The organism is Parolsenella catena (genome assembly GCF_003966955.1).
Classification (GTDB): domain Bacteria; phylum Actinomycetota; class Coriobacteriia; order Coriobacteriales; family Atopobiaceae; genus Parolsenella; species Parolsenella catena.
In genome coordinates, this window is sequence record NZ_AP019367.1 from 1384993 (window position 1) to 1404099 (window position 19107).

Here is a 19107-nt window from a genome sequence, read left to right on the forward strand (position 1 = left end):
TAAAACGGGTCAGCAAAAATCGGGCCGGGCCATTTCCTCAGATTGGCCCGGCCCCATCTTGCCACCTTGCTGCAGACAACTAAATCATTTCGAGCATCGCGCAGTGAAGCCTCTTCCTAGCAATCGGGTCCTCGCTATTGAAATGGCGCGAGCCAGCAATATAGCGCTCAAGCGCTTCGAGGTTCTCCTCCTTGGGATCAATGCCCAAATCCGAAAGCGTGAGCGGCATTTCCATGCTTCTCAGCATGTTCTTCAGGCCATCCTCTTCTTTCTCAAGCCCATTGAAATACAGTTGGCAGAACAGGCCAACGGCAACGATCTCCCCGTGAAGAGATTGCTTCGCCTCTTCGGTAAAGAGCGTTCGCACTCCGTCATATATCACATGGGCAATCTGAGTTTGGTTATATCCCCTCGTAGTGTTAGAGATAACGCCGGTAACGGGCACCGCGGCAAACACAACATCTTCCAGGGCCTTAGTTACCCGGCCAGCCCTGTTGTCCTCAATAGCCTGCTGCCAGCGGCTATCAAGAACGTCATAGGTGTAGCACGCAAGGTTATACGCGGTATATAAATCAATATCCGTTGACACCAGCTCAAGGTCTGGCCTGCCGTTCAGTATCTCGATCTTCTTGGCCATTGCATCGACAATCCCGGCAGCAAGATACCGGGGCGGACATTGGGCAATCACATCGAGATCTATGTAGCACCCGTTGACCTCATGTCCATAGCGCCATGTAACATCCTTGGCTCCATCTGGTGTGTACATTACGCTCGTACATGCCCCCGGTGCGCACTGGGCAACGTTGGTGGGAATGAGCGTTGCGCCAACACCACCCAGCTCCGCAGTAGCCTTAGCGAGATCGATTATCTTGCCGCCGCCAATGCCAATGATTTGTTTTGCGTCAATTTCTGCCGCCCTGTCGCTGAGTTCCCTGGCTCCCTCGGCGCAACAGGCACCCTTCCAGATCACAAGGCTTGTTTCGATTTTTGACTCTTCAAACACGGGAACAAGACGGTCTCTCACAGCTCCCCATGAGCGCTCGCCAGCAATCACAAGAGCCTTATTGCCAAAGCGAGACAACTCATCTCCAAGCTGCTCCAACAGGCCTGACGCCTGCCTGTACCGACCCATACCAAACTTAATTGCCGAGTCCCGCGAAGACAAATCCATTAGAACCTCCATGCAAACGAAACGGTTAATGCGACGGACAGCCCATCAAGTCCTACGAAAGGTCGCAGGTACACCAAATCTCCTCGTTGTGATAGACCGCAAAGTCATCGAACCCGTAAGCCTCGGACTTGCAGGGCATGCCGTTGCACACATCTTCGAGAATGCCGTACAGCTTCTCGCCAAGAGAATCGATTGTGTCAGAGCCATCGATAACACCAGAGGTATCAAGATCGGTGTTATCCTTCATCGATTCGTACGTCTCGGGGTTACCCGTAACCTTAATCACGGGAATGAGAGCATTGCCCACGGGGTTACCGCGTCCGCTCGTAAAGATACAGACCTGTGCACCGCCAACGGCCATGCCCGACACGCTCTCGATGTCATATCCAGGCGTATCCATAATGACGAGGCCATTTTCAGACGGGATCTCGCCATATCCAACAACCTGGTTAATAGGTCCTGATCCCCCCTTGGAGATGCCTCCGAGGGCCTTCTCCTCGAGAGTAGAAAGGCCACCCTTCATATTGCCCGGGGTCGGGTTTGCTCCACGGACGTCAATACCGTTGGCAATAAATTGATGCTCGAGGTCTTGAACAATCGTGTAGATGTCGTTCCTGACCTTATCGTCCTTTGCACGCTCGCCAAGCAGGTGCTCGGTACCAATGAGCTCAGTAGTCTCTCCCAGCATCACCGTTCCGCCCTTGGAAATCAGGATGTCAGAGCAGGCGCCAACGGTTGGATTGGCGGCGAGGCCACTCGTGGCGTCAGACCCACCGCAATTGGTAGCGAGAACAATCTTGGAGGGCTCAACAGGGACGCGAGGCACAAGCCCCGCCTCGGCAACCATCTTCCGGGCGAGCGCAACGCCGTAGGCAATTGCCTTGGGCGTACCTCCAAGCTCCTGGATGGTAAACACTTCCACGGGCTTGTCAGAAAGCGAACGAACATGCTCAGCCAGCTCGTGCGGCTTAGTCGTCTCGCAGCCCAAGCCCACAATGATCGTGCCATAGACATTCGGGTTCTGGGTAACGTTGGCAAGGCAGCGGCGCATGATATCGATGCCTTTGCCAATCTGTCCGCAACCCTTAACGTTGGGAAGAGCAACCGTCCCCTCGACCTGTGCGGCAATCCTCTTGACAGTGTTGTTTGCGCAGCCAACAGTTGACAGGATTAGAACCTTGTTTCGAATTCCGACCTTGCCGTCAGGCCTAACAAATCCGCTAATCATTGGTCTTTACGCTCTCGATGTTGTGGACGTGCACATACTCCCCACGCCTAATTGCGCAAGTGGCGCGCCCGATGGTTTGGCCATACTTAGTTACAAGATCGCCCGGCTCCAAATCCAAATAAGCCAGCTTGTGATAGCGGTCAGCCGCCTCGAGCGCCTTCAGGTCGCCCACGACGGTTCCGTCCTTGCGCGTAACCGTAATCACGTCACCGCTCTGGACGGCGTCGATAACCGTGATGACGTTGTCCTTCTCGTTCATAAGCAAGGCGCGCTTATTCATGGCTCTCCGATCAAAAGAAAAGGGCGGGCGGTATTGGTGCCCGCCCCTCGCCACTCTTACTCTTCCCAGACGATATGCTCTGGCCTCTCGCCCCTAGCCACAAGCTCGGCATTGCCGACACAGATGTCGCCCATACCTTTCAGCGCCTCTACCGTATAGGCCCCGATATGCGGCGTGATTAGAACGCGGGGATTATTGAGGAACGGATCGTCGGAAGCAGGGGGCTCAACGCTTGTGGCGTCGATTGCGAGTCCCGCGAGCCTTCCGCTCGTCAGCGCGTCAACTACGGCAGACTGGTCGAGTATGTCGCCACGCGCCGTGTTAACGAGATAGGTCCCCGGCTTTATTCCAGCAAGAAACTTCTCATCAACAAGGTGGAAAGACGTTGGGTTAAGGGTTGCATGGAGCGTAATGACGTCAGACTCGGCAACGAGCGTGTCCAGATCTACATACTCGACGCCGTTCTTCTGGGCCCACGCCTCATCCGCCACGGGATCGTTGGCAATTACTCGCGCACCAAATCCATGGTGGAGAATCTCCGCAACGCGACTGCCAATATTACCGCAGCCAACAATACCAACCGTTCGGTTACGGAGTTCAAATCCAACGAACTGGCCACGGTCAAGCCATCTGTTAGATTCGGCCGCGCGAATGCCAAGCCAGATTTTGCGAATCAGATCAATCATTTCGCAAACGGCGCACTCGGCCACGGCCTCTCGCTCCACAGACTTCTCGACCTTTGTGACAAAGCATCCACGCTCCCGCGCCGCCTCAACGTCAACGTTGTTGAAACCAAGACCGTCGCGAGCAACGAGCTTCATCTCCGGCTTGCACTCAAAGAACTCCCTGTCGAACTGAGGCGTTCCAGAAGTGATGATGATATTCGCATCGCCAACCGCCTCGGCGAGCTCCCTACCCCGACAGTCGCCAGGCACGCTTACGCGCCTCACGGGCCCGAGCTTCCCGAGTCGCTCCATGTGCTCGGGGATGGCATAGCCAAAAGAATTCGTGTTGGTGATCGCAATGCTCACACCGCTCGTATCCTGCCCCATGACTCATCCTTTCAAATGCAATCGGTCCGTGCTATTCCAACATGTCGTCGCAAGCGGCGGCGTACTCCTCGACCTTCTTCATGCCAACCTTCTTCTCGACGATGTACCAAACGGCAGCGAGAACGACGAGAATAATCGGGATGATGACCACAGGATTCGTGGTGCAGGCCTTGAAAATGATGTAGGACATAAGCAGGGACGGTCCGCAGAAGGAGCCGATGAGACCAGAGTCGAAGCTCAGACCGGTAGCCGTAGCAAAGCCGGTCATAGCCTCAGCAGACCAAGTTCCGCAGTAGAGAACCGATGCCATGACAACGGTGCCGATGATGAGCGAGCGGAACATGTTGCCGCGGCAAATGGCCAGGATAAGGCAGATGCGGAACGTGATGACCGCGAGGTCGGCAAACGGAAGCATGCGGTTACCAGGCAGAATCACAGCAAGAAGAATGGTGATGGGGGTCATGAGCAGCGTCAGCGTAATGACGGACTCATCGCCGACGATGACGGCAGCGTCAAGGCCAATGTGAAGCTCTCGGCCGTTGAAGTGCTTCTGGCACCACTCGCCAGCCGCCTCGGACACGGGCATAAGGCCCTCAACGAAGATCTGGGTCATGCGGGGGATGAGCACCATGACGGCAGACATGTAAATACCAAGGGTGAAAATCTTACCCGGATCATAGCCGGCAAGCGCACCAATGACGCAGCCGAGGATAAGTCCAAGCATCCAGGGCTCACCGAAGAAGCCGAGATACTTGCGAACGCCAGACATATCGATATCGATTTTGTTGAGACCGGGAATCTTATCGAAGAGCCAGTTCAGGGGAGCCGCAATGATAAGGGAGCTCTGAGCAGGCACATGAGGCAGCGAAACTCCGGGGATGCCAAAGTAGTGAGACACAAAGGGCTGCGTCCAGTCGGCGAACTTGAACGTGATGATTGACATGATGGCAACGCCAATCAAAGCGTATGCAGGGTTGCCGGTCACGAAGAAGATCAGGCCACCACAGGTAAGCATGCTGTGGTAGTTCCAAATATCGATGTCCATCGTATCCGTCAGCTTAAGAACCACCATCACGATATTGATGGCAATAACCTCGAGCACGATAACAGGAACGAGGGTGCTTGCCCAAGCGGCCGACGCAAGAGCGCTCCATCCCACGTCGAGAACATCGAGCTGAATACCAACGGTATCAACCATGGCCTTTGCCGCGGGGCCAAGCTGATCCTTCATAAGCTGAACGACAAGGTTGATGCCTGCGAAGCCAATGGCAATCGTAACACCGGCCTTAAAAGCCTTACTCAGCTTCAGACCAAAGAGCAGGGAGAGAAGCGTGATGATGATAGGCAGCATCACGTAGACTCCGGCGTTCATGATGGCGTTAAACACCGTCATGAATCCATTCAGGAATGCGTCCATGCCTCTTTACCTCACTTTCCTTTCAAACTGGTAATCCATCAAACCTATACAGACCGACAGTGCCTCTCCCGCCGGATACTGCCTACTTGACCGCGTCGAGAATCTGCTGCAGGACGGCCTTCTCGTTAATGCCCGTGAGCAGAGGAGTTCCCATGATCACCGGCGTCTGGACGGCACCCTTCTTGAACCTGCCCGAAGTAACCACAAGGTCGTAATCCTGGGCGAGATGCTCCACCTCCTGGACGCGACATTGGTTGTACTTGACCTCAACGCCGTTCTCCTTGAGGTAGTCGGTCACCTTGTGTGCGACCATTGTCGACGTCACCATGCCGTTGCCACACGCAAACAAGATCTTCTTCATCTGGCTATCCTTTCTTCCCCCGCGACCCGTGCCGCGGTTTTAAACAACCTACGCAAGTTGACTACTCTGCGAATCGAGGAGCGAGAAGCTCGTAAGCCTCATGGGCATTGCTTTCGGCAAGCTTCTTGGCAAACTCCTGGTCCTGGATAACGCCGATGATCTTCTGAATCATCTCGAGGTGGGAGTGAGCCTCGTTAAGTGCAAGCATGAAAACGAGCCTCACGGGCGTCGTGGCGTCGGGGTCATCCATGCGTCGCCAATCCACTGGCTTGCGAAGAATGCCAACGCAGACCGCGGCCTCATTAGCGTTCTCGGCGTCGCAGTGAGGTATGGCCACGTTAATCTCGCCGACCTCGAGCGCCGTGGGATAGTTCTTCTCGCGCTCAGCCAAGGCACCCATATAGCTTTCCTTAACGCTACCAAGCTCATAAAGGTGGTTTGCCAGTACGCCCTCGACCTGGGCCGTGCTCTCGGGATTCTCAAGATCCAGAACGAGCGACTCGTTGAACTTAACTCCTGCCATCGCTACCACCTCACGCGCTTCTCGAACTCAGTAATCTGGTCCGCCAGGGCCGACGAGTTCATCTCTCTGATGTCCTGCTTGTCGAAAATGCCGGAGCCAATTCCGGCGTAAGAGCAGCCGGCATCGAAGAACTCCTGGACGTTGCCGCCGTTAACGCCGCCAACAGCCATGAGAGGCAAGTAATCCAGAGGAGCTTGCACGTCGCTAAAGTACTTGGGGCCCAGGATGCCCGCGGGGAACACCTTCACGATGTCGGCGCCCTTGTCGAACATCTCAACGATTTCGGAGGGACTAAACGCCGCGGGGACCGTTACCACACCGGCGTCCTTCGCAATCTCAAAGATCCGGTCCGAGAAGTTGATAGGCGACAACATGAAGTGCGCGCCCGCCTTAACGGCGGCAACCGCGCGCTCTTCCGTCGTGACCGTGCCGGCGCCAATCTTTACCTCGGAGCCAAACTCCTCGTTAAGCCTCTCGATAATGCCGGCAGCGCCTGGAGTGTTAAACGCAACCTCAACGGCATTGAGCTTCGTGCCAACGAGCTGCTCGACCACGCAGCGGCATTGCTCGTATGTATAGCCTCGAAGAATCACCGTCACCTTGGGAAAATCAGCATTCTTGTCAAACATCCAACTCTTCTCCTCTCCCTGTTAGAACCGGAGTCATGGCCTGCAGTCATCAAAGCGTTTGTCTTTATAAATGCATAATTCACTAAAGCTGTGAATTACTGGTTCATATTTTCTTCACTTCTGATAAAGCAGTAAAGGTCAAATCCGTAAACGGCAAATTGCCAGGCTGATAACGCAAATTACCTGCATTTTATTGAAATGATAAAGCACCGTTTACCGAGTACTAAATTTGAATTCTTTGAGATACCCCCCCCCTACCACGTATTCCGCTTATTACAAAGTGCATATTTTCATTTTGCTTTTGTATATCTCAGCATTCATATGTTAAGCATCTACATATTTCCTCCATATTTCATGCTTAATGAGCGGTCGCAGACGCACACACTTTGCGAGGCGATACCATGGGCCTAGCCGCGTAATCGGGGTTTTCCTCATCAGCGGCGCCTATCAAGCGACTCCATCTATCGGGAAAGGGGACTTCCCATGCAGCGAGCAATTGACAAGTTGGAGCCCTTCCAGAGGGCCATCTCTAAGGCTCACCTTGCGGCGGCGGGTGTATCCATTGACTCTCTCGAGAATCCGGACAAGCCACTCATTGCCATTGCCAACAGCTGGAATGAGCTCTGCCCCGGCCATGAGCCGCTGCGGCAGCTTGCCGCCGAGGTCAAGAAGGGAATCTTGGAGGCTGGCGGCGAACCCATTGAGTTCAACACCATTGGCATGTGTGATGGCGTGGCGCAGGGCCATGCAGGCATGCGCTACTGCCTGCCCCACCGCGACCTTATCGCGGACTCGTGCGAGGCCATGATCGTGGGCGAGGGGTGCTTTGACGGCGTTGTCTATATGGGTAGCTGTGACAAGATTATCCCCGGCATGCTCATGGCCGCGGCGCGCATCGACCTGCCCGCCGCCATCGTTACCGCAGGCCCCTGCTATGACGAGATCAAGCCGTCCGAATCCAAGGCCCTGCGCGCTCGCTTCCTGGCGGGAGAGGCCACCGAGCGCGAGGTCATCGAGGGGACGCTTCGTTACTACACGGGTCCCGGCATCTGCCCGTTCTTGGGTACGGCCAATACCATGGGCTGCCTCTGCGAGGGTCTTGGCATGATGCTTCCCTATGGAGCGCTGTGGCCCTCTTCCACGAGTCAGCGCCGCTTCTCTGCCAGGCGTACGGGCGCCGCGGTTGTTGACCTGGTGCGCAGGAACATTAAGCCCAGCGACATCATGACGCAGGCTGCGCTCGACAACGCAGTGGCACTGCTTGCCTCCATTGGTGGGTCGCTGAATGCGCTCATTCACCTGCCGGCCCTGGCCGACGAACTGGGCCTTGAGTGCACGTGGGCAAAGGTGGCCCAGACCACCTCGCACACGCCCGTGGTCTGTAACGTGGTGCCTAACGGTGACATCTCGTGCATCAACCTGTACAAGGCGGGCGGCATCCCTGCCGTGCTTAAGACCATCGAGGGGAGCCTCGACACCTCAGTCATGACGGTGGCGGGCAAGACGATGGGTGAGGAGCTGGCAGGCGACATCCCCGTTGACCGCTCGGTTATTCGCACACAGGATGACCCCGCCTCTGTTGCGAATGGCATTCAGGTGCTCTACGGCAACCTTGCTCCCGAGGGAGCGCTGGTGAAGACGAGCGCCGTGCCTGCCGAGCAGCATGTCTGGAGCGGTCCTGCCATGGTGTTCAACTCCGAGGACGAGGCGTTTACCGCGTATAACGAGAACCGTATTGCTGCTGGTACGGGTGTTGTGGTTCGCTATGAGGGACCAAAGGGCGGCCCGGGAATGAAGGAACTCCATCGCGTGACGGAGATTATGAAGGGCATTCCCAACTCGGCTGTTATCACTGACGGGCGCTTCTCTGGTGCATCGGGCGGGCTGTCCGTTGGTTACCTGTGTCCCGAGGCGCTCGACGGCGCGCCCATTGCGCTTGTGGAGGATGGTGACATCATCCGCGTTGATCTGAGCCAGAACCTCATTGAGCTTGAGGTGGATGAGGCCGAGCTGGAGCGTAGGCGCGCGAAGTGGGAGCCGGTGATTCACGAGAACGGCGGAAGGCTTCTTGCCCGGTATGCCAAGCAGGTTGGTTCTGCAAAGACGGGTGCTGTCTTGAGATAACCAATCAGCCCTTTGGCCCGCCCTGTGATCATTTCAATCAATAGCAGTGTCGCTTGCAGGCGGCATCTGAGAGGCCTGATGCGTCGGGCCTCTTTTTATGCGCGCACCACAGCGCGCCCACGTTGCTCATCGGAACCCATCCAAACCACTCGATGATGTCGAAACGCGATAAGTCACATCACCAAAAGAGGGATGTCAGCGCACATACGCCGGCATCCCTCAAACACACTTTATACAGCGCTACCAGCGCCGGCCCGCCTGCTCATATGGTCGCCAAACGCACCCATAACCCAGCTAATTAATTAGTCGGACATGGTCCACAATTATTCTCGGACTCTTTATCGCAAATCACTCACGGAAACGCCCATTGTCATTCGACGAGTCATCAAGACTTCAGCCTTCGAAAGGAGCTCTTCAGCCGCATTGGCAGGCTTTTGATGCAGTCCAAGATAGCTCTGACCAACCGCCAGCTTAAAATGAAGCGCAGTAAGTCGAGCATAAGGCCCACGAGCATAAAACCAGCGATTATCCAGTATCCTCGAGTTAGGCTAAACTCACCTCCCAAGATACCCATAAACGTTATGGTCAGCGCGGGGACGAACAGACTTATCGTCATCCTAAGCCATTCGAATGCCAGAAAAACTCCGTCGCCAATAGCCTGTCGGCTCTTGATATATAAATTGGCCGATTCGGTGGCCCTATTTATAAGAGCGTCCACCACGGCCTTCTCCGCAGCATCGCTTCCCGCTCTATTAAACTGCTTAACCAGTTCTAGATCAGATGAAATCCTCTTCTTCCATTCGGAAGATTCGTATTTCCAAAACGCCCAGCAGGACACCGGCAAGAGACAGAGTGCAAGCAGCATTATGCCGGCGCTTCTCTCGCCAAGACTGCCTATTAGTGTTCCAATTATCCAAATACCGATATTTTGAATTAGCGAATCGAACATCCCCACAACGCCCTCTCACTCAACAGATCAACCAACAAATACTCCCCAGGCTGCCGCTTGGCGCAGCGAGCATGCTCTCGAATAGCCCAAACGAGCTTGTCTGGATCAGCCCAATGCTCCTTCAGAAAGCCCATCTCCTTCGCGTCGCTCAAGCCAAGCTGCTGCTTGCAGAAATCACTCGGCTTGAGCTGGCGATTCTTCTTCGATGCGGACAGCCAGGTCTTGTACGCCCCTTCCGCATGAATCAAGAGCATCTCAATCTCGGGCCGAGTCACAAAACTAACGACCTCCGTGCCGTTTTGCTGGCGCCTGGGCAGCTCGAACTTGGGAGCACGGCTGTCAACGATGCGCGCAATTGCAAGGCCCTCAGCCCCGTCAACCGCATAGTCCACCCCAAAGTACTGGCCGGCGATGGCAGACGCCTTTCTCAGCCGCGTATACGGCCTGTCATCCCAAACGGCATCCATCACAACGCGGCTCCGCGGCACAACCATAAGGTCGTTATCGTAAAGCGTCTGAATAACCACGCCTTCCGCTGTACCCTCACAGCTAAAGAGCACATAGCGCCTCTTCAGGACGCCAATCTCCTCGTTAGCCATTGACGCGCTCGCGAACGTAGTTGCGCATGGCGCGCACGTCGGGATACTTGGGCATGGACCCCTTGATCACGTTGTTGATGATCACGTCGCTCTTCTTGTTCTCGATGCGCGCAATGCGGTCAGAGTACTTGATTACCTCCGTCTCAAAGGACTCGTTTCGCACCAAGACGATGACGTTGTCCTTTCTCCTCAGAACGTCAAGCAGCTCGGAATAGTGAGTAGAGAAAAGCAGCGTAGCCCCATGCGGATTGGTCACGGGAGACGCAAAGAGCTCGATGATCGTCCCCACTAGCGAGCGGTTAAGGCCCGTCTCGATCTCGTCAACAATCAGGTAGCCACCGCTCTTGAGCGCGCCAATCGCCCTGTCAACGAGCTCAGCACCGACCACGGTTCCGTTGGAGAGCATCGCGGTGGCAACGGCCGCGTTGACCACCCTCTCGGCATCCTCGTTCTTGAACTTAAGGTGGAACACCTGGTTCTCGTTATTCCAATTGAGGTACTCAACGCTCGAGTCGAACGCCTGGACAACAGGCGTTGGGAGGCTAACCAGCGGGAGGGCCCGCTCCGGATACTCAACGGGAACAGACTTCCTGCCAGTGATGATTGACACAATAGACATGTCGTCGCCCAAGAAGGTCCGCTGAGCGTCGTTCAGAACATGTTCGTCGCCAGCACCTCCATTGCGCTTAAGCAGGAGCGTCGAATCGCTCTTTAGCTGGTCGATATCGAGAATCGCCTTCCTCGACATGCGAGCGGGGCATGCCCACAGCCACTCGTCCTCAAATACGAGCGGCGCAACAAGGCTTCCCTCGACCATCCGAGTAGTATCACCCCGCTTGGCCGCAGCCTTAAGCTGGGACTCTATGAGATAGTACGAGCCCTTTTCATAGAAGGCGCAGGAGATGGTCATGCGGTCTTCCAGCTTGCCCATCAGGTTTGCGCCCGTGGTGAACTGGCGCATAACGTAGTTGCCAGACATATAGCCCAGCACGAACCTAACGAGGTTGAGAACGGTCGTCTTACCGGCCGCGTTGACGCCCACGATGCCCATGACGTTCTGGGTATAGACGGCAGACCCGCCAGCAAGCTGGGTTACGTCCGAGACGTTGCCCTCCTCGTCACGTGAGACGCGATCGGTCGCAATGAAATCAAGCTCGAGGCGCTTGTTCTTAAATAGGGTCAGCCCATCGACTCTCAGCTTCAGCAAACGCATAGTGGCTCCTTCCCGCCACAACAAGTATAACCAGATTTTGTGTTTATAGTTGTTGTGACGGAACTAAACCATCCCTCACAACGATGCTGAAATGCGATGGGCCACGTCATCAAAAAAGGCGCCAGTGCACACGCGCCGACGCCCCTCAAACTCACGCCATGTACCAGACACTACCCCGCGTACGCGCTGTCGAGGCGCTGCAGGTCCTTGAACGTGTCAATCTCGGCGATGTCGTCCAGGCCGCACTCGCGCACGTGCACGTCGTAGCGGTCGGCGCAGCACGTCAGGGGCACCTCGTCCCAGTAGCGCTCTCCTTGCCAGCCGCCCCTCCATCCGCTCATCCAAATTACGCGCCCATCGGCCGTCTAGCACGTAATTTTGACGAGCGAACGAACACGCTGCGCTTATACTCATAAGGCACGATGCTGACATGCCGCCGGCCCTCGGGCTGGCGGCTTTTTCATGAAGAAAGGCCCCGCATGAGTTCTCGCGTCTCCCGCCTTGTCCCCGCCTCATACGCTGCCGCCTGCCACGCTACGGCCGCACGCACCCCGCACCTCACGCACGCTCCGCGCCTCGCACTCGCCGCGCTCGACGCGCTATTCCTCGCCGGCACGACCACCTGCCTGTGGTCCGCCCTCGCCACGCCAGCCCTTGCCTACGTGGACCCCTCGGTCATGACCTACACCATCCAGGCCCTCGCGGGCGTGGCCGTGGCGCTCTCCGCGGTTCTCGGCGTGGTGTGGCGCCGCGCCCGCCGCTGGCTGCTGCGCGCCATGCACGTGGACGAGAACGCCGGCAAGGCCGTGGAGCCTGCCGCCCACGCCGTCGACGCCAACGACGCCGAAGCCCACGCCGCCGCAGACGCCGCCGCTCGCAAGCTCACCGAGCCTCGCAAGCCCTTCGCCCCCGCCCTCTCCTGGCGCGCGCGTCTCGTGCTTGCCCTCATCGCCGCGCTCTCGCTCACCTACTGCCTGTTCTTCGTGGCCCCGCTCGAGGTCGTGCTCCCCGGCTCCAGCTCGCTGTCCTTCACCATCGCCAACGTCTGGCTGCCGCTGCTCGGCCTCGTCGCACTCGTCGGCGCCCTCATCGCACTCGCCGCCTCTGCCACGCGCGGGCGCGCCTTTGACGTCATTCTCGCCCTCATCGCCGCCCTCTGCGTCTCCACCCTGCTGCAGGAGGTCGTCCTCAACGGCAACCTCCCCACGGCGGACGGCACGCCCGTGGACTGGACCATCTATGACAAGGTCAACCTCAAGAGCGCCCTCGCCTGGCTCGCCGTCGTCGCGGCGTTCATCGCCCTCGCCCGCCTGCGCCCGCTCGCCTCGCGCGTGGCCTCCGTCGCTGCATGCCTGCTCATCGTCATCGCTCAGTCCGTGGGTCTCGGCATGCTCGGCGCTCAGTACGCAGACGCCCTTGCCCGACCCGTCGTCACCGAGGAGGGCCTCACCACCGTCTCGCCCAAGAGCAACGTCATCGTGTTCATCCTCGACATGTTCGACACCAAGGACATGGATGACGTCATGGCCGCCTACCCAGAGGCCGCAGACGAGCTCACCGGCTTCACCTGGTACCACAACTCGCTGGGCTCGGTGATTCCCACACGCTACGGCGTGCCCTACATCGTCACCGGTCACGACTTTGACCCCACCGCCGGCGAGTTCACCACCGCAGACCTCCAAAGCTGGTTCACCGACCGCAACCTGCTGGACGTCGCCAACGAGCAGGGCTACTCCGTGGGCGTCTACTCGGACTCCGTGACCTACGGTGCCCAGGCGCTTGAGGATAAGACCATGAACGTGCACGAGGTTGCACCCTTCTTCGCGGACTTCCTCTCCTGCGCGCGCACGCTCGGCGGCGTGGGCCTCTACCGAGACCTCCCCAACGCCCTCAAGCCCCTCTTCTGGTTCACCACCGACCAGCTCAACGACGCCGTGGTCCCCACGGACGCCCGCGAACCCCAGAACTCCCCCTACGTCCTCGACGACTCCGCGATGCACGAGCGCTTCAGCCAACCCGTCCTCACGACCACCGATGACTCCACCGGCGGCGCCTATCGCGTCATCCACTGCCAGGGCCCCCACTGGCCCTACATCATGGACGAGAACGGCAACCGCGTGACGGAGTCCCAGGACCACACGGCCCTCGTCAACCAGGCGCGCGGCTCGCTCGGCATCGTGGAGGAGTACATCTCTCAGCTCAAGGACCTCGGCGTCTACGACCAGTCAACGATCGTCATCACGGCAGACCACGGCGTCTGGCCCTGGAACAACGCCCGCCTCAACAAGACCACCTCGCCCATCCTGCTCGTGAAGCCCGCCGGCGCGGACTCCACCCAGCCCCTCCAGACGAGTGAGGTCCCCACCGGCCACATCGACCTGCCCGCCACGCTCGAGTGGGCCGTGGGCGCCTGGGACGGCAGCGCCGCCGACGAGCTTGGCAGTTCCTCCGTCATGGCCAGCAGCACCCCCGTCTTTGAGGTCACGGACGAGGAGCGTCCCCGCTACTTCTACTGGAACAACCATGACGGCAAGCATGACATCACCTTCGTAGAGTACGAGGTGGACGGCGACGCCAACGACCTCTCGGATTGGACGTTTACGGGAAACGAGTGGCCCGTGGACGTCGAGGGCTACAATTGACGGGTTGAGTCCCTGATCGTCTGGAGCGCCCCATGAGAAAGCCGCCCGTGCTGGCAATCGTCGTCCCCTGCTACAACGAGGAGGAGGTCCTCCCCATCACGTGCGGGCTCTTCAAGGCAGAGCTCGACGACCTGCTCGCCAAGGGCAAGGTGGCGCCGGGCTCCCACGTGCTGTTCGTGAACGACGGCAGCCGCGACCGCACCTGGGAGATCATCAGGGAGCTGGCCGCCTCCGAACCCGCCTACCGCGGCTGCTCGCTCTCCCGCAATCGCGGGCACCAGAACGCGCTGCTCGGCGGCCTCATGGAGGCGCGCGGCCACTGCGACGCCACCATCTCGATCGACTGCGACGGCCAGGACGACATTGCCACGATGGAGCAGATGGTCGACGCCTACCTCGACGGCTGCGACGTGGTCTACGGCGTGCGCTCCAGCCGCGAGACCGACACGTTCTTCAAGCGCTTCACGGCGCAGTCCTTCTACCGCCTGCTCGAGTCCATGGGCGTGGAGTGCGTCTACAACCACGCGGACTACCGCCTGCTGGGCGCGGCGGCCCTGGACGGGCTCTCCCAGTTCCGCGAGGTGAACCTGTTCCTGCGCGGCATGGTGCCGCTCGTGGGGTTCAGGTCCACGAGCGTCTACTACGAGCGCCACGAGCGCATGGCGGGCAGCTCCCACTACCCGCTCTCCAAGATGCTGGCGCTGGCCGTCAACGGCATCACGAGCCTGTCGGTGAGGCCCATACGCCTCATCACGTGGACGGGCCTCGCGGTGGCGCTCGCGAGCCTCGTGGCCATCGTGTGGGTGCTCGCGGCCCACGCCTTGGGCGGCACGGTCTCCGGATGGGCCTCCACCACGGCGGCCGTGTTCTTCATGGGCGGCGTGCAGATGCTGTCCCTAGGCGTCATAGGCGAGTACGTTGGCAAGATCTACCTAGAGTCCAAGCACCGCCCGCGCTGGATCATGTCCGAACGCACCTGGGACGAGGACGAGAAGTAGCAACTAATTCCCAACGGGCTCAGACCCTTTGGGACATACGCCAAAAAAAAATTAAGGCCCGAAAGTGTCCACCACTTTCGGGCCCCTCTTTTACTGAGCGTCTCCTGCGTCCAGCCACTTCTTGCGCGAGACAAAGTTCCAAACCATAACGATTGCCGTGGCAAGCACCTTCGTTCCCATAACAGCAAGCGCAGAGTTCCCGAGAACAGCCACGCCAGCGGCCATAATAGCCTCGTTGATGGCCAGGCCGATGAGCGACAGCACAAGGAAGATCACGAACTCCCGCGAGCGGCTCATGTCCTCACGGTGCGTGAACACGTATCGCATGGAGGCCGCGTAGTTAAATACGAGAGACACGCAGAACGAGATACCCGCCGAGAGAACGGGGTCCAACCCCAAAGGCTGTGAGAGGATGTACAGGACGCCGAAGTCGATGACCGTGGCAATGATACCAACGACACCAAACTTGAGGATCTGCTCGATAAGCTTCTTCATACGCATCTCCAGATACGTCGTCAATTCCAACGCATACAAATATACCCTGGTAGATTAGCGAATCTACCAGGGTATATCCACGTAAAATGCCCCTCGTTGGTCAGCGACGTCCTGCTCTCCCACGGACTCACTCCGCAGTACCATCGGCGCTGGGGGGCTTAACTTCCGGGTTCGGAATGGGACCGGGTGTACCTCCCCCGCCATGGTCGCTGACCAACGAGGGGCATTCTGCTGTCAGGGGCCGGCCCGGCCGGGCCCTCAGGGCCGCACAGCGCGCAACGGGAAAAGGCGTGACCGCGCCCGACGACGGGTGACGCACCGCCACCTGGGAAGTCGAGTGATGGAAGAGCTCGGGCTATTAGTGACGCTCGGCTGAGCGCGTCGCCGCGCTTGCACCTGCGCCCTATCGACCTCGTGGTCTACGAGGGCCCTTACCGAAGGGAAGACTCATCTCGGGACTGGCTTCCCGCTTAGATGCCTTCAGCGGTTATCCAGACCGGACTCTGCTACCGGGCGGTGCCGTTGGTCGACAACCCGTGCACAGGAGGTCCGTCCACCCCGGTCCTCTCGTACTAGGGGCAGCCTCCCTCAATCTTCCTGCGCCCACGGAGGATAGGGACCGAACTGTCTCACGACGTTCTGAACCCAGCTCGCGTACCGCTTTGAATGGCGAACAGCCATACCCTTGGGACCTGCTCCAGCCCCAGGATGCGATGAGCCGACATCGAGGTGCCAAACCTTCCCGTCGATGTGGACTCTTGGGGAAGATCAGCCTGTTATCCCCGGAGTACCTTTTATCCGTTGAGCGACGGCCATTCCACTCTGGGCCGCCGGATCACTAGAGCCTGGTTTCCCACCTGCTCGGCTTGTTGGCCTCGCAGTCAAGCCTGCTTACGCTCTTGCACTCTTGAGGACGGTTGCCGACCGTCCCGAGCAGACCTTGCGCGCGCCTCCGTTACTCTTTGGGAGGCGACCGCCCCAGTCAAACTACCCACCAGGCACGGTCCCCCACCCCGGTCAGGGCGTGGGGTTAGGATGCCAGAGCGTCGGGGGTGGTATTCCAAGGGTGGCTCCCCGGGGGCTGGCGCCCTCGGTTCGTTGCCTCCCACCTATCCTCTACGCGACGGTCCGGCAGCCAATGCCTAGCTGCAGTAAAGGTTCACGGGGTCTTTCCGTCCTTCCGCGGGTAAGTCGCATCTTCACGACTAGTGCAATTTCGCCGGGGCCATGGTCGAGACAGCGTCCAAATCGTTGCGCCTTTCGTGCAGGTCGGAACTTACCCGACAAGGAATTTCGCTACCTTAGGACCGTTATAGTTACGGCCGCCGTTTACCGGGGCTTGGGTTCGCGGCTTCACCCGGAGGTTGACCGCTCCCCGTGACCTTCCGGCACCGGGCAGGCGTCAGACCCTATGCGTCGCCTTACGGCTTGAGCAGAGTCCTGTGTTTTTGATAAACAGTCGTTTGGACCTCTTCGCTGTGGCCGGCCCGCGCTCGGGGGGCAAGCCCCTCCACGCCACGCCGGCACCCCTTCTCCCGAAGTTACGGGGCAGTTTTGCCGAGTTCCTTAACCATGGTTCTCCCGATCGCCTTGGTATGTTCTACCCACCCACCTGTGTCGGTTTGCGGTACGGGCCCCTAGCGGATCCCTAGGTGCTTTTCTTGGGAGCATGGGCTCACCGGCTTCGCTCGCTCGCTTCGTCCGGCGCCTCAGGCCACGTGATGCCCGCGTTTCACAAGGCATCGCCCTACGCGCCATCGCGGGGACGTCCAGAACCCCGTCCGGCTACCCTCCTCCGTCACACCTTCGGTCAGACTCCGCGTCGGGGGTGCGGGAATGTCGACCCGCTGTGCATCGGCTACGCCTTCCGGCCTCGCCTTAGCTCCCGACTGACCCCGGGGGGATTAGCCTCGCCCGGGAAACCTTGGGTTTACGGCGGCGGCGTTTCCCACGCCGCTCTCGCTACTCATGCCAGCATTCTCACTTCCGGCCGCTCCACCGAGGGTCGTCCCTCGGCTTCGCCGCAGGCCGGAAAGCTCCCCTACCGGTCGCGCCCACAAGGGCGCCACCCCGCCGCTTCGGTGCCGTGCTTAGCCCCGTATATTGTCGGCGCATGTCCACTCGACCAGTGAGCTGTTACGCACTCTTTAAATGAATGGCTGCTTCTAAGCCAACATCCTGGTTGTCTGAGCAAACGCACATCCTTTGCCACTCAGCACGGACTTCGGGACCTTAGCGGGCGGTCTGGGCTGTTTCCCTCTCGAACACACAGCTTAGCCCACATGTTCTGACTGCCGGGATCCGGACCTGTGGCATTCGGAGTTTGGTCGGCTTTGGTAGGCGGTGAGGCCCCCGCGGCCGTCCAGTGCTCTACCTCCACAGGTGAGCTCCCGACGCTAGCCCTAAAGCTATTTCGGGGAGAACGAGATATCTCCGGGTTTGATTGGCCTTTCACCCCTACCCACGGGTCATCCCCTCAGTTTTCAACCTAAGTGGGTTCGGCCCTCCACGGGGTCTTACCCCCGCTTCAGCCTGCCCATGGGTAGCTCACCCGGCTTCGCGTCTGCGGCGCGCGACTGAACGCCCTGTTCAGACTCGCTCTCGCTGCGGCTCGGTATCTCGCCTTAACCTCGCCGCGCACCGCAACTCGCTGGCTCATTCTACAAAAGGCACGCCGTCACACCCCTAGGGGGTGCTCCGACTGCTTGCGGGCGCACGGTTTCAGGTACTGTTTCACTCCCCTCCCGGGGTGCTTTTCACCTTTCCCTCACGGTACTGGTACGCTATCGGTCACTGGAGAGTGCTTAGGCTTGGAGGGTGGTCCCCCCTGCTTCCCACCGGGTTTCACGTGTCCGGCGGTACTCGGGTGCCAGGCGGCGGGGACCGCGGATCCGCGTACGGGGCTCTAACCCTGTACCGCCGGCCTTCCCATGCCGTTCCGCTTCCTCGGTCCTTTGTAACCGCGCAGTGCCTGGTCCCACGACCCCGGCGGGGCTTGCGCTCCCGCCGGTTTGGCCTCTTCCCCGTTCGCTCGCCGCTACTGGGGGAGTCTCGTTTGATTTCTCTTCCTCCGGGTACTTAGATGTTTCAGTTCCCCGGGTTGCCCCCCGCCGGGCTATGAGTTCGCCTGGCGGGTGACGAGCCATGAAGCTCGCCGGGTTTTCCCATTCGGAGACCCGCGGGTCGACGGGCTTGTGCCCCTCACCGCGGATTATCGCAGCTTGACGCGTCCTTCTTCGGCTTCCAGTGCCAAGGCATCCACCGTGCGCCCCTACCATCTTCCTACTCGACAAGATGGCGGGTCACGTCACATATCCATCGTACAGATGCGATCATGCTAGAAAATCTCGTTGCTACGCTATGCGGCTCTCAGGGTGCGGTCGGGGGCGAGCCCTCGGGACCGGACGCCGCGGCCTGCGGTCGCGC

Annotated in this window: 16 protein-coding genes and 2 rRNA genes; 3 read left to right on the plus strand and 15 right to left on the minus strand. The window is 59.0% G+C overall.

From position 1 onward, the window contains the following. Positions 1 to 79: 79 nt before the first annotated feature. From Pcatena_RS06220 to Pcatena_RS06255, 8 genes are all read right to left on the minus strand, one after another. A complete protein-coding gene (locus Pcatena_RS06220; RefSeq protein ID WP_126422623.1) occupies positions 80 to 1171 on the minus strand; it encodes an iron-containing alcohol dehydrogenase in 1092 nt (363 codons plus the stop codon). Between the two features lie 52 nt (positions 1172 to 1223). Next, positions 1224 to 2399 carry a UxaA family hydrolase gene (locus Pcatena_RS06225; protein WP_068540200.1) on the minus strand — a complete coding sequence of 392 codons (1176 nt, stop codon included), beginning with the start codon at positions 2397 to 2399 and terminating at the stop codon, positions 1224 to 1226. Next, the gene (locus Pcatena_RS06230; protein WP_068540838.1) at positions 2392 to 2679 is read right to left on the minus strand and encodes a UxaA family hydrolase; all 288 of its coding nucleotides are present in this window, start codon (positions 2677 to 2679) and stop codon (positions 2392 to 2394) included. The genes Pcatena_RS06225 and Pcatena_RS06230 overlap by 8 nt, the downstream gene beginning before the upstream one ends. 56 nt (positions 2680 to 2735) lie before the next feature. Further along, entirely contained in the window at positions 2736 to 3731 is a 996-nt protein-coding gene (locus Pcatena_RS06235; protein WP_126422625.1) for an NAD(P)-dependent oxidoreductase, read from the minus strand. 31 nt (positions 3732 to 3762) lie between these two features. After that, on the minus strand, positions 3763 to 5148 hold the full coding sequence (locus Pcatena_RS06240; protein WP_198433390.1) for a PTS galactitol transporter subunit IIC: 1386 nt from the start codon (positions 5146 to 5148) through the stop codon (positions 3763 to 3765). Positions 5149 to 5230: 82 nt separating this feature from the next. After that, a complete protein-coding gene (locus Pcatena_RS06245; RefSeq protein ID WP_126422627.1) occupies positions 5231 to 5509 on the minus strand; it encodes a PTS sugar transporter subunit IIB in 279 nt (92 codons plus the stop codon). 61 nt (positions 5510 to 5570) lie between these two features. After that, positions 5571 to 6032, minus strand: a complete 462-nt coding sequence (locus tag Pcatena_RS06250; protein WP_126422629.1) for a PTS sugar transporter subunit IIA — start codon at positions 6030 to 6032, stop codon at positions 5571 to 5573. Positions 6033 to 6034: 2 nt separating this feature from the next. Then, positions 6035 to 6661 (minus strand): bifunctional 4-hydroxy-2-oxoglutarate aldolase/2-dehydro-3-deoxy-phosphogluconate aldolase, encoded by a 627-nt coding sequence (locus Pcatena_RS06255; protein ID WP_126422631.1) that lies wholly within the window; start codon positions 6659 to 6661, stop codon positions 6035 to 6037. A 483-nt stretch (positions 6662 to 7144) separates the two neighbouring features. On the opposite strand from Pcatena_RS06255, the gene ilvD reads away from it, so the two are divergent. Continuing rightward, on the plus strand, positions 7145 to 8785 hold the full coding sequence (ilvD, locus tag Pcatena_RS06260; protein WP_126422633.1) for a dihydroxy-acid dehydratase: 1641 nt from the start codon (positions 7145 to 7147) through the stop codon (positions 8783 to 8785). Between the two features lie 385 nt (positions 8786 to 9170). Here the strand turns inward: ilvD and Pcatena_RS06265 are convergent, their stop codons facing one another. The 4 genes from Pcatena_RS06265 to Pcatena_RS08145 form a co-directional block, all read right to left on the minus strand. Beyond that, positions 9171 to 9734, minus strand: coding sequence for a hypothetical protein (locus tag Pcatena_RS06265; RefSeq protein ID WP_126422635.1), 564 nt, complete (start codon positions 9732 to 9734; stop codon positions 9171 to 9173). Next, a complete protein-coding gene (locus Pcatena_RS06270) occupies positions 9719 to 10333 on the minus strand; it encodes a hypothetical protein (protein WP_126422637.1) in 615 nt (204 codons plus the stop codon). The genes Pcatena_RS06265 and Pcatena_RS06270 overlap by 16 nt, the downstream gene beginning before the upstream one ends. Then, entirely contained in the window at positions 10326 to 11540 is a 1215-nt protein-coding gene (locus Pcatena_RS06275; protein WP_172596399.1) for an AAA family ATPase, read from the minus strand. Before Pcatena_RS06275 ends, Pcatena_RS06270 begins: the two co-directional genes overlap by 8 nt. Before the next feature lie 176 nt (positions 11541 to 11716). Next, on the minus strand, positions 11717 to 11887 hold the full coding sequence (locus tag Pcatena_RS08145) for a hypothetical protein (RefSeq protein ID WP_172596400.1): 171 nt from the start codon (positions 11885 to 11887) through the stop codon (positions 11717 to 11719). A 138-nt stretch (positions 11888 to 12025) separates the two neighbouring features. Between Pcatena_RS08145 and Pcatena_RS06280 the strand changes: the two genes are divergently transcribed. Next, on the plus strand, positions 12026 to 14188 hold the full coding sequence (locus Pcatena_RS06280) for an alkaline phosphatase family protein (RefSeq protein ID WP_126422641.1): 2163 nt from the start codon (positions 12026 to 12028) through the stop codon (positions 14186 to 14188). A 32-nt stretch (positions 14189 to 14220) separates the two neighbouring features. Continuing rightward, complete coding sequence (locus Pcatena_RS06285; RefSeq protein ID WP_126422643.1) at positions 14221 to 15186, plus strand: glycosyltransferase family 2 protein; 966 nt, start codon at positions 14221 to 14223, stop codon at positions 15184 to 15186. A 90-nt stretch (positions 15187 to 15276) separates the two neighbouring features. Here Pcatena_RS06285 and Pcatena_RS06290 read toward each other — a convergent pair whose 3' ends face one another. From Pcatena_RS06290 to Pcatena_RS06300, 3 genes are all read right to left on the minus strand, one after another. Continuing rightward, positions 15277 to 15681 carry a GtrA family protein gene (locus tag Pcatena_RS06290; RefSeq protein WP_126422645.1) on the minus strand — a complete coding sequence of 135 codons (405 nt, stop codon included), beginning with the start codon at positions 15679 to 15681 and terminating at the stop codon, positions 15277 to 15279. Positions 15682 to 15779: 98 nt separating this feature from the next. Beyond that, positions 15780 to 15895 (minus strand): 5S ribosomal RNA (gene rrf, locus Pcatena_RS06295). A 124-nt stretch (positions 15896 to 16019) separates the two neighbouring features. Next, positions 16020 to 18966: ribosomal RNA gene (locus Pcatena_RS06300) — 23S ribosomal RNA — on the minus strand. Positions 18967 to 19107 lie beyond the last annotated feature (141 nt).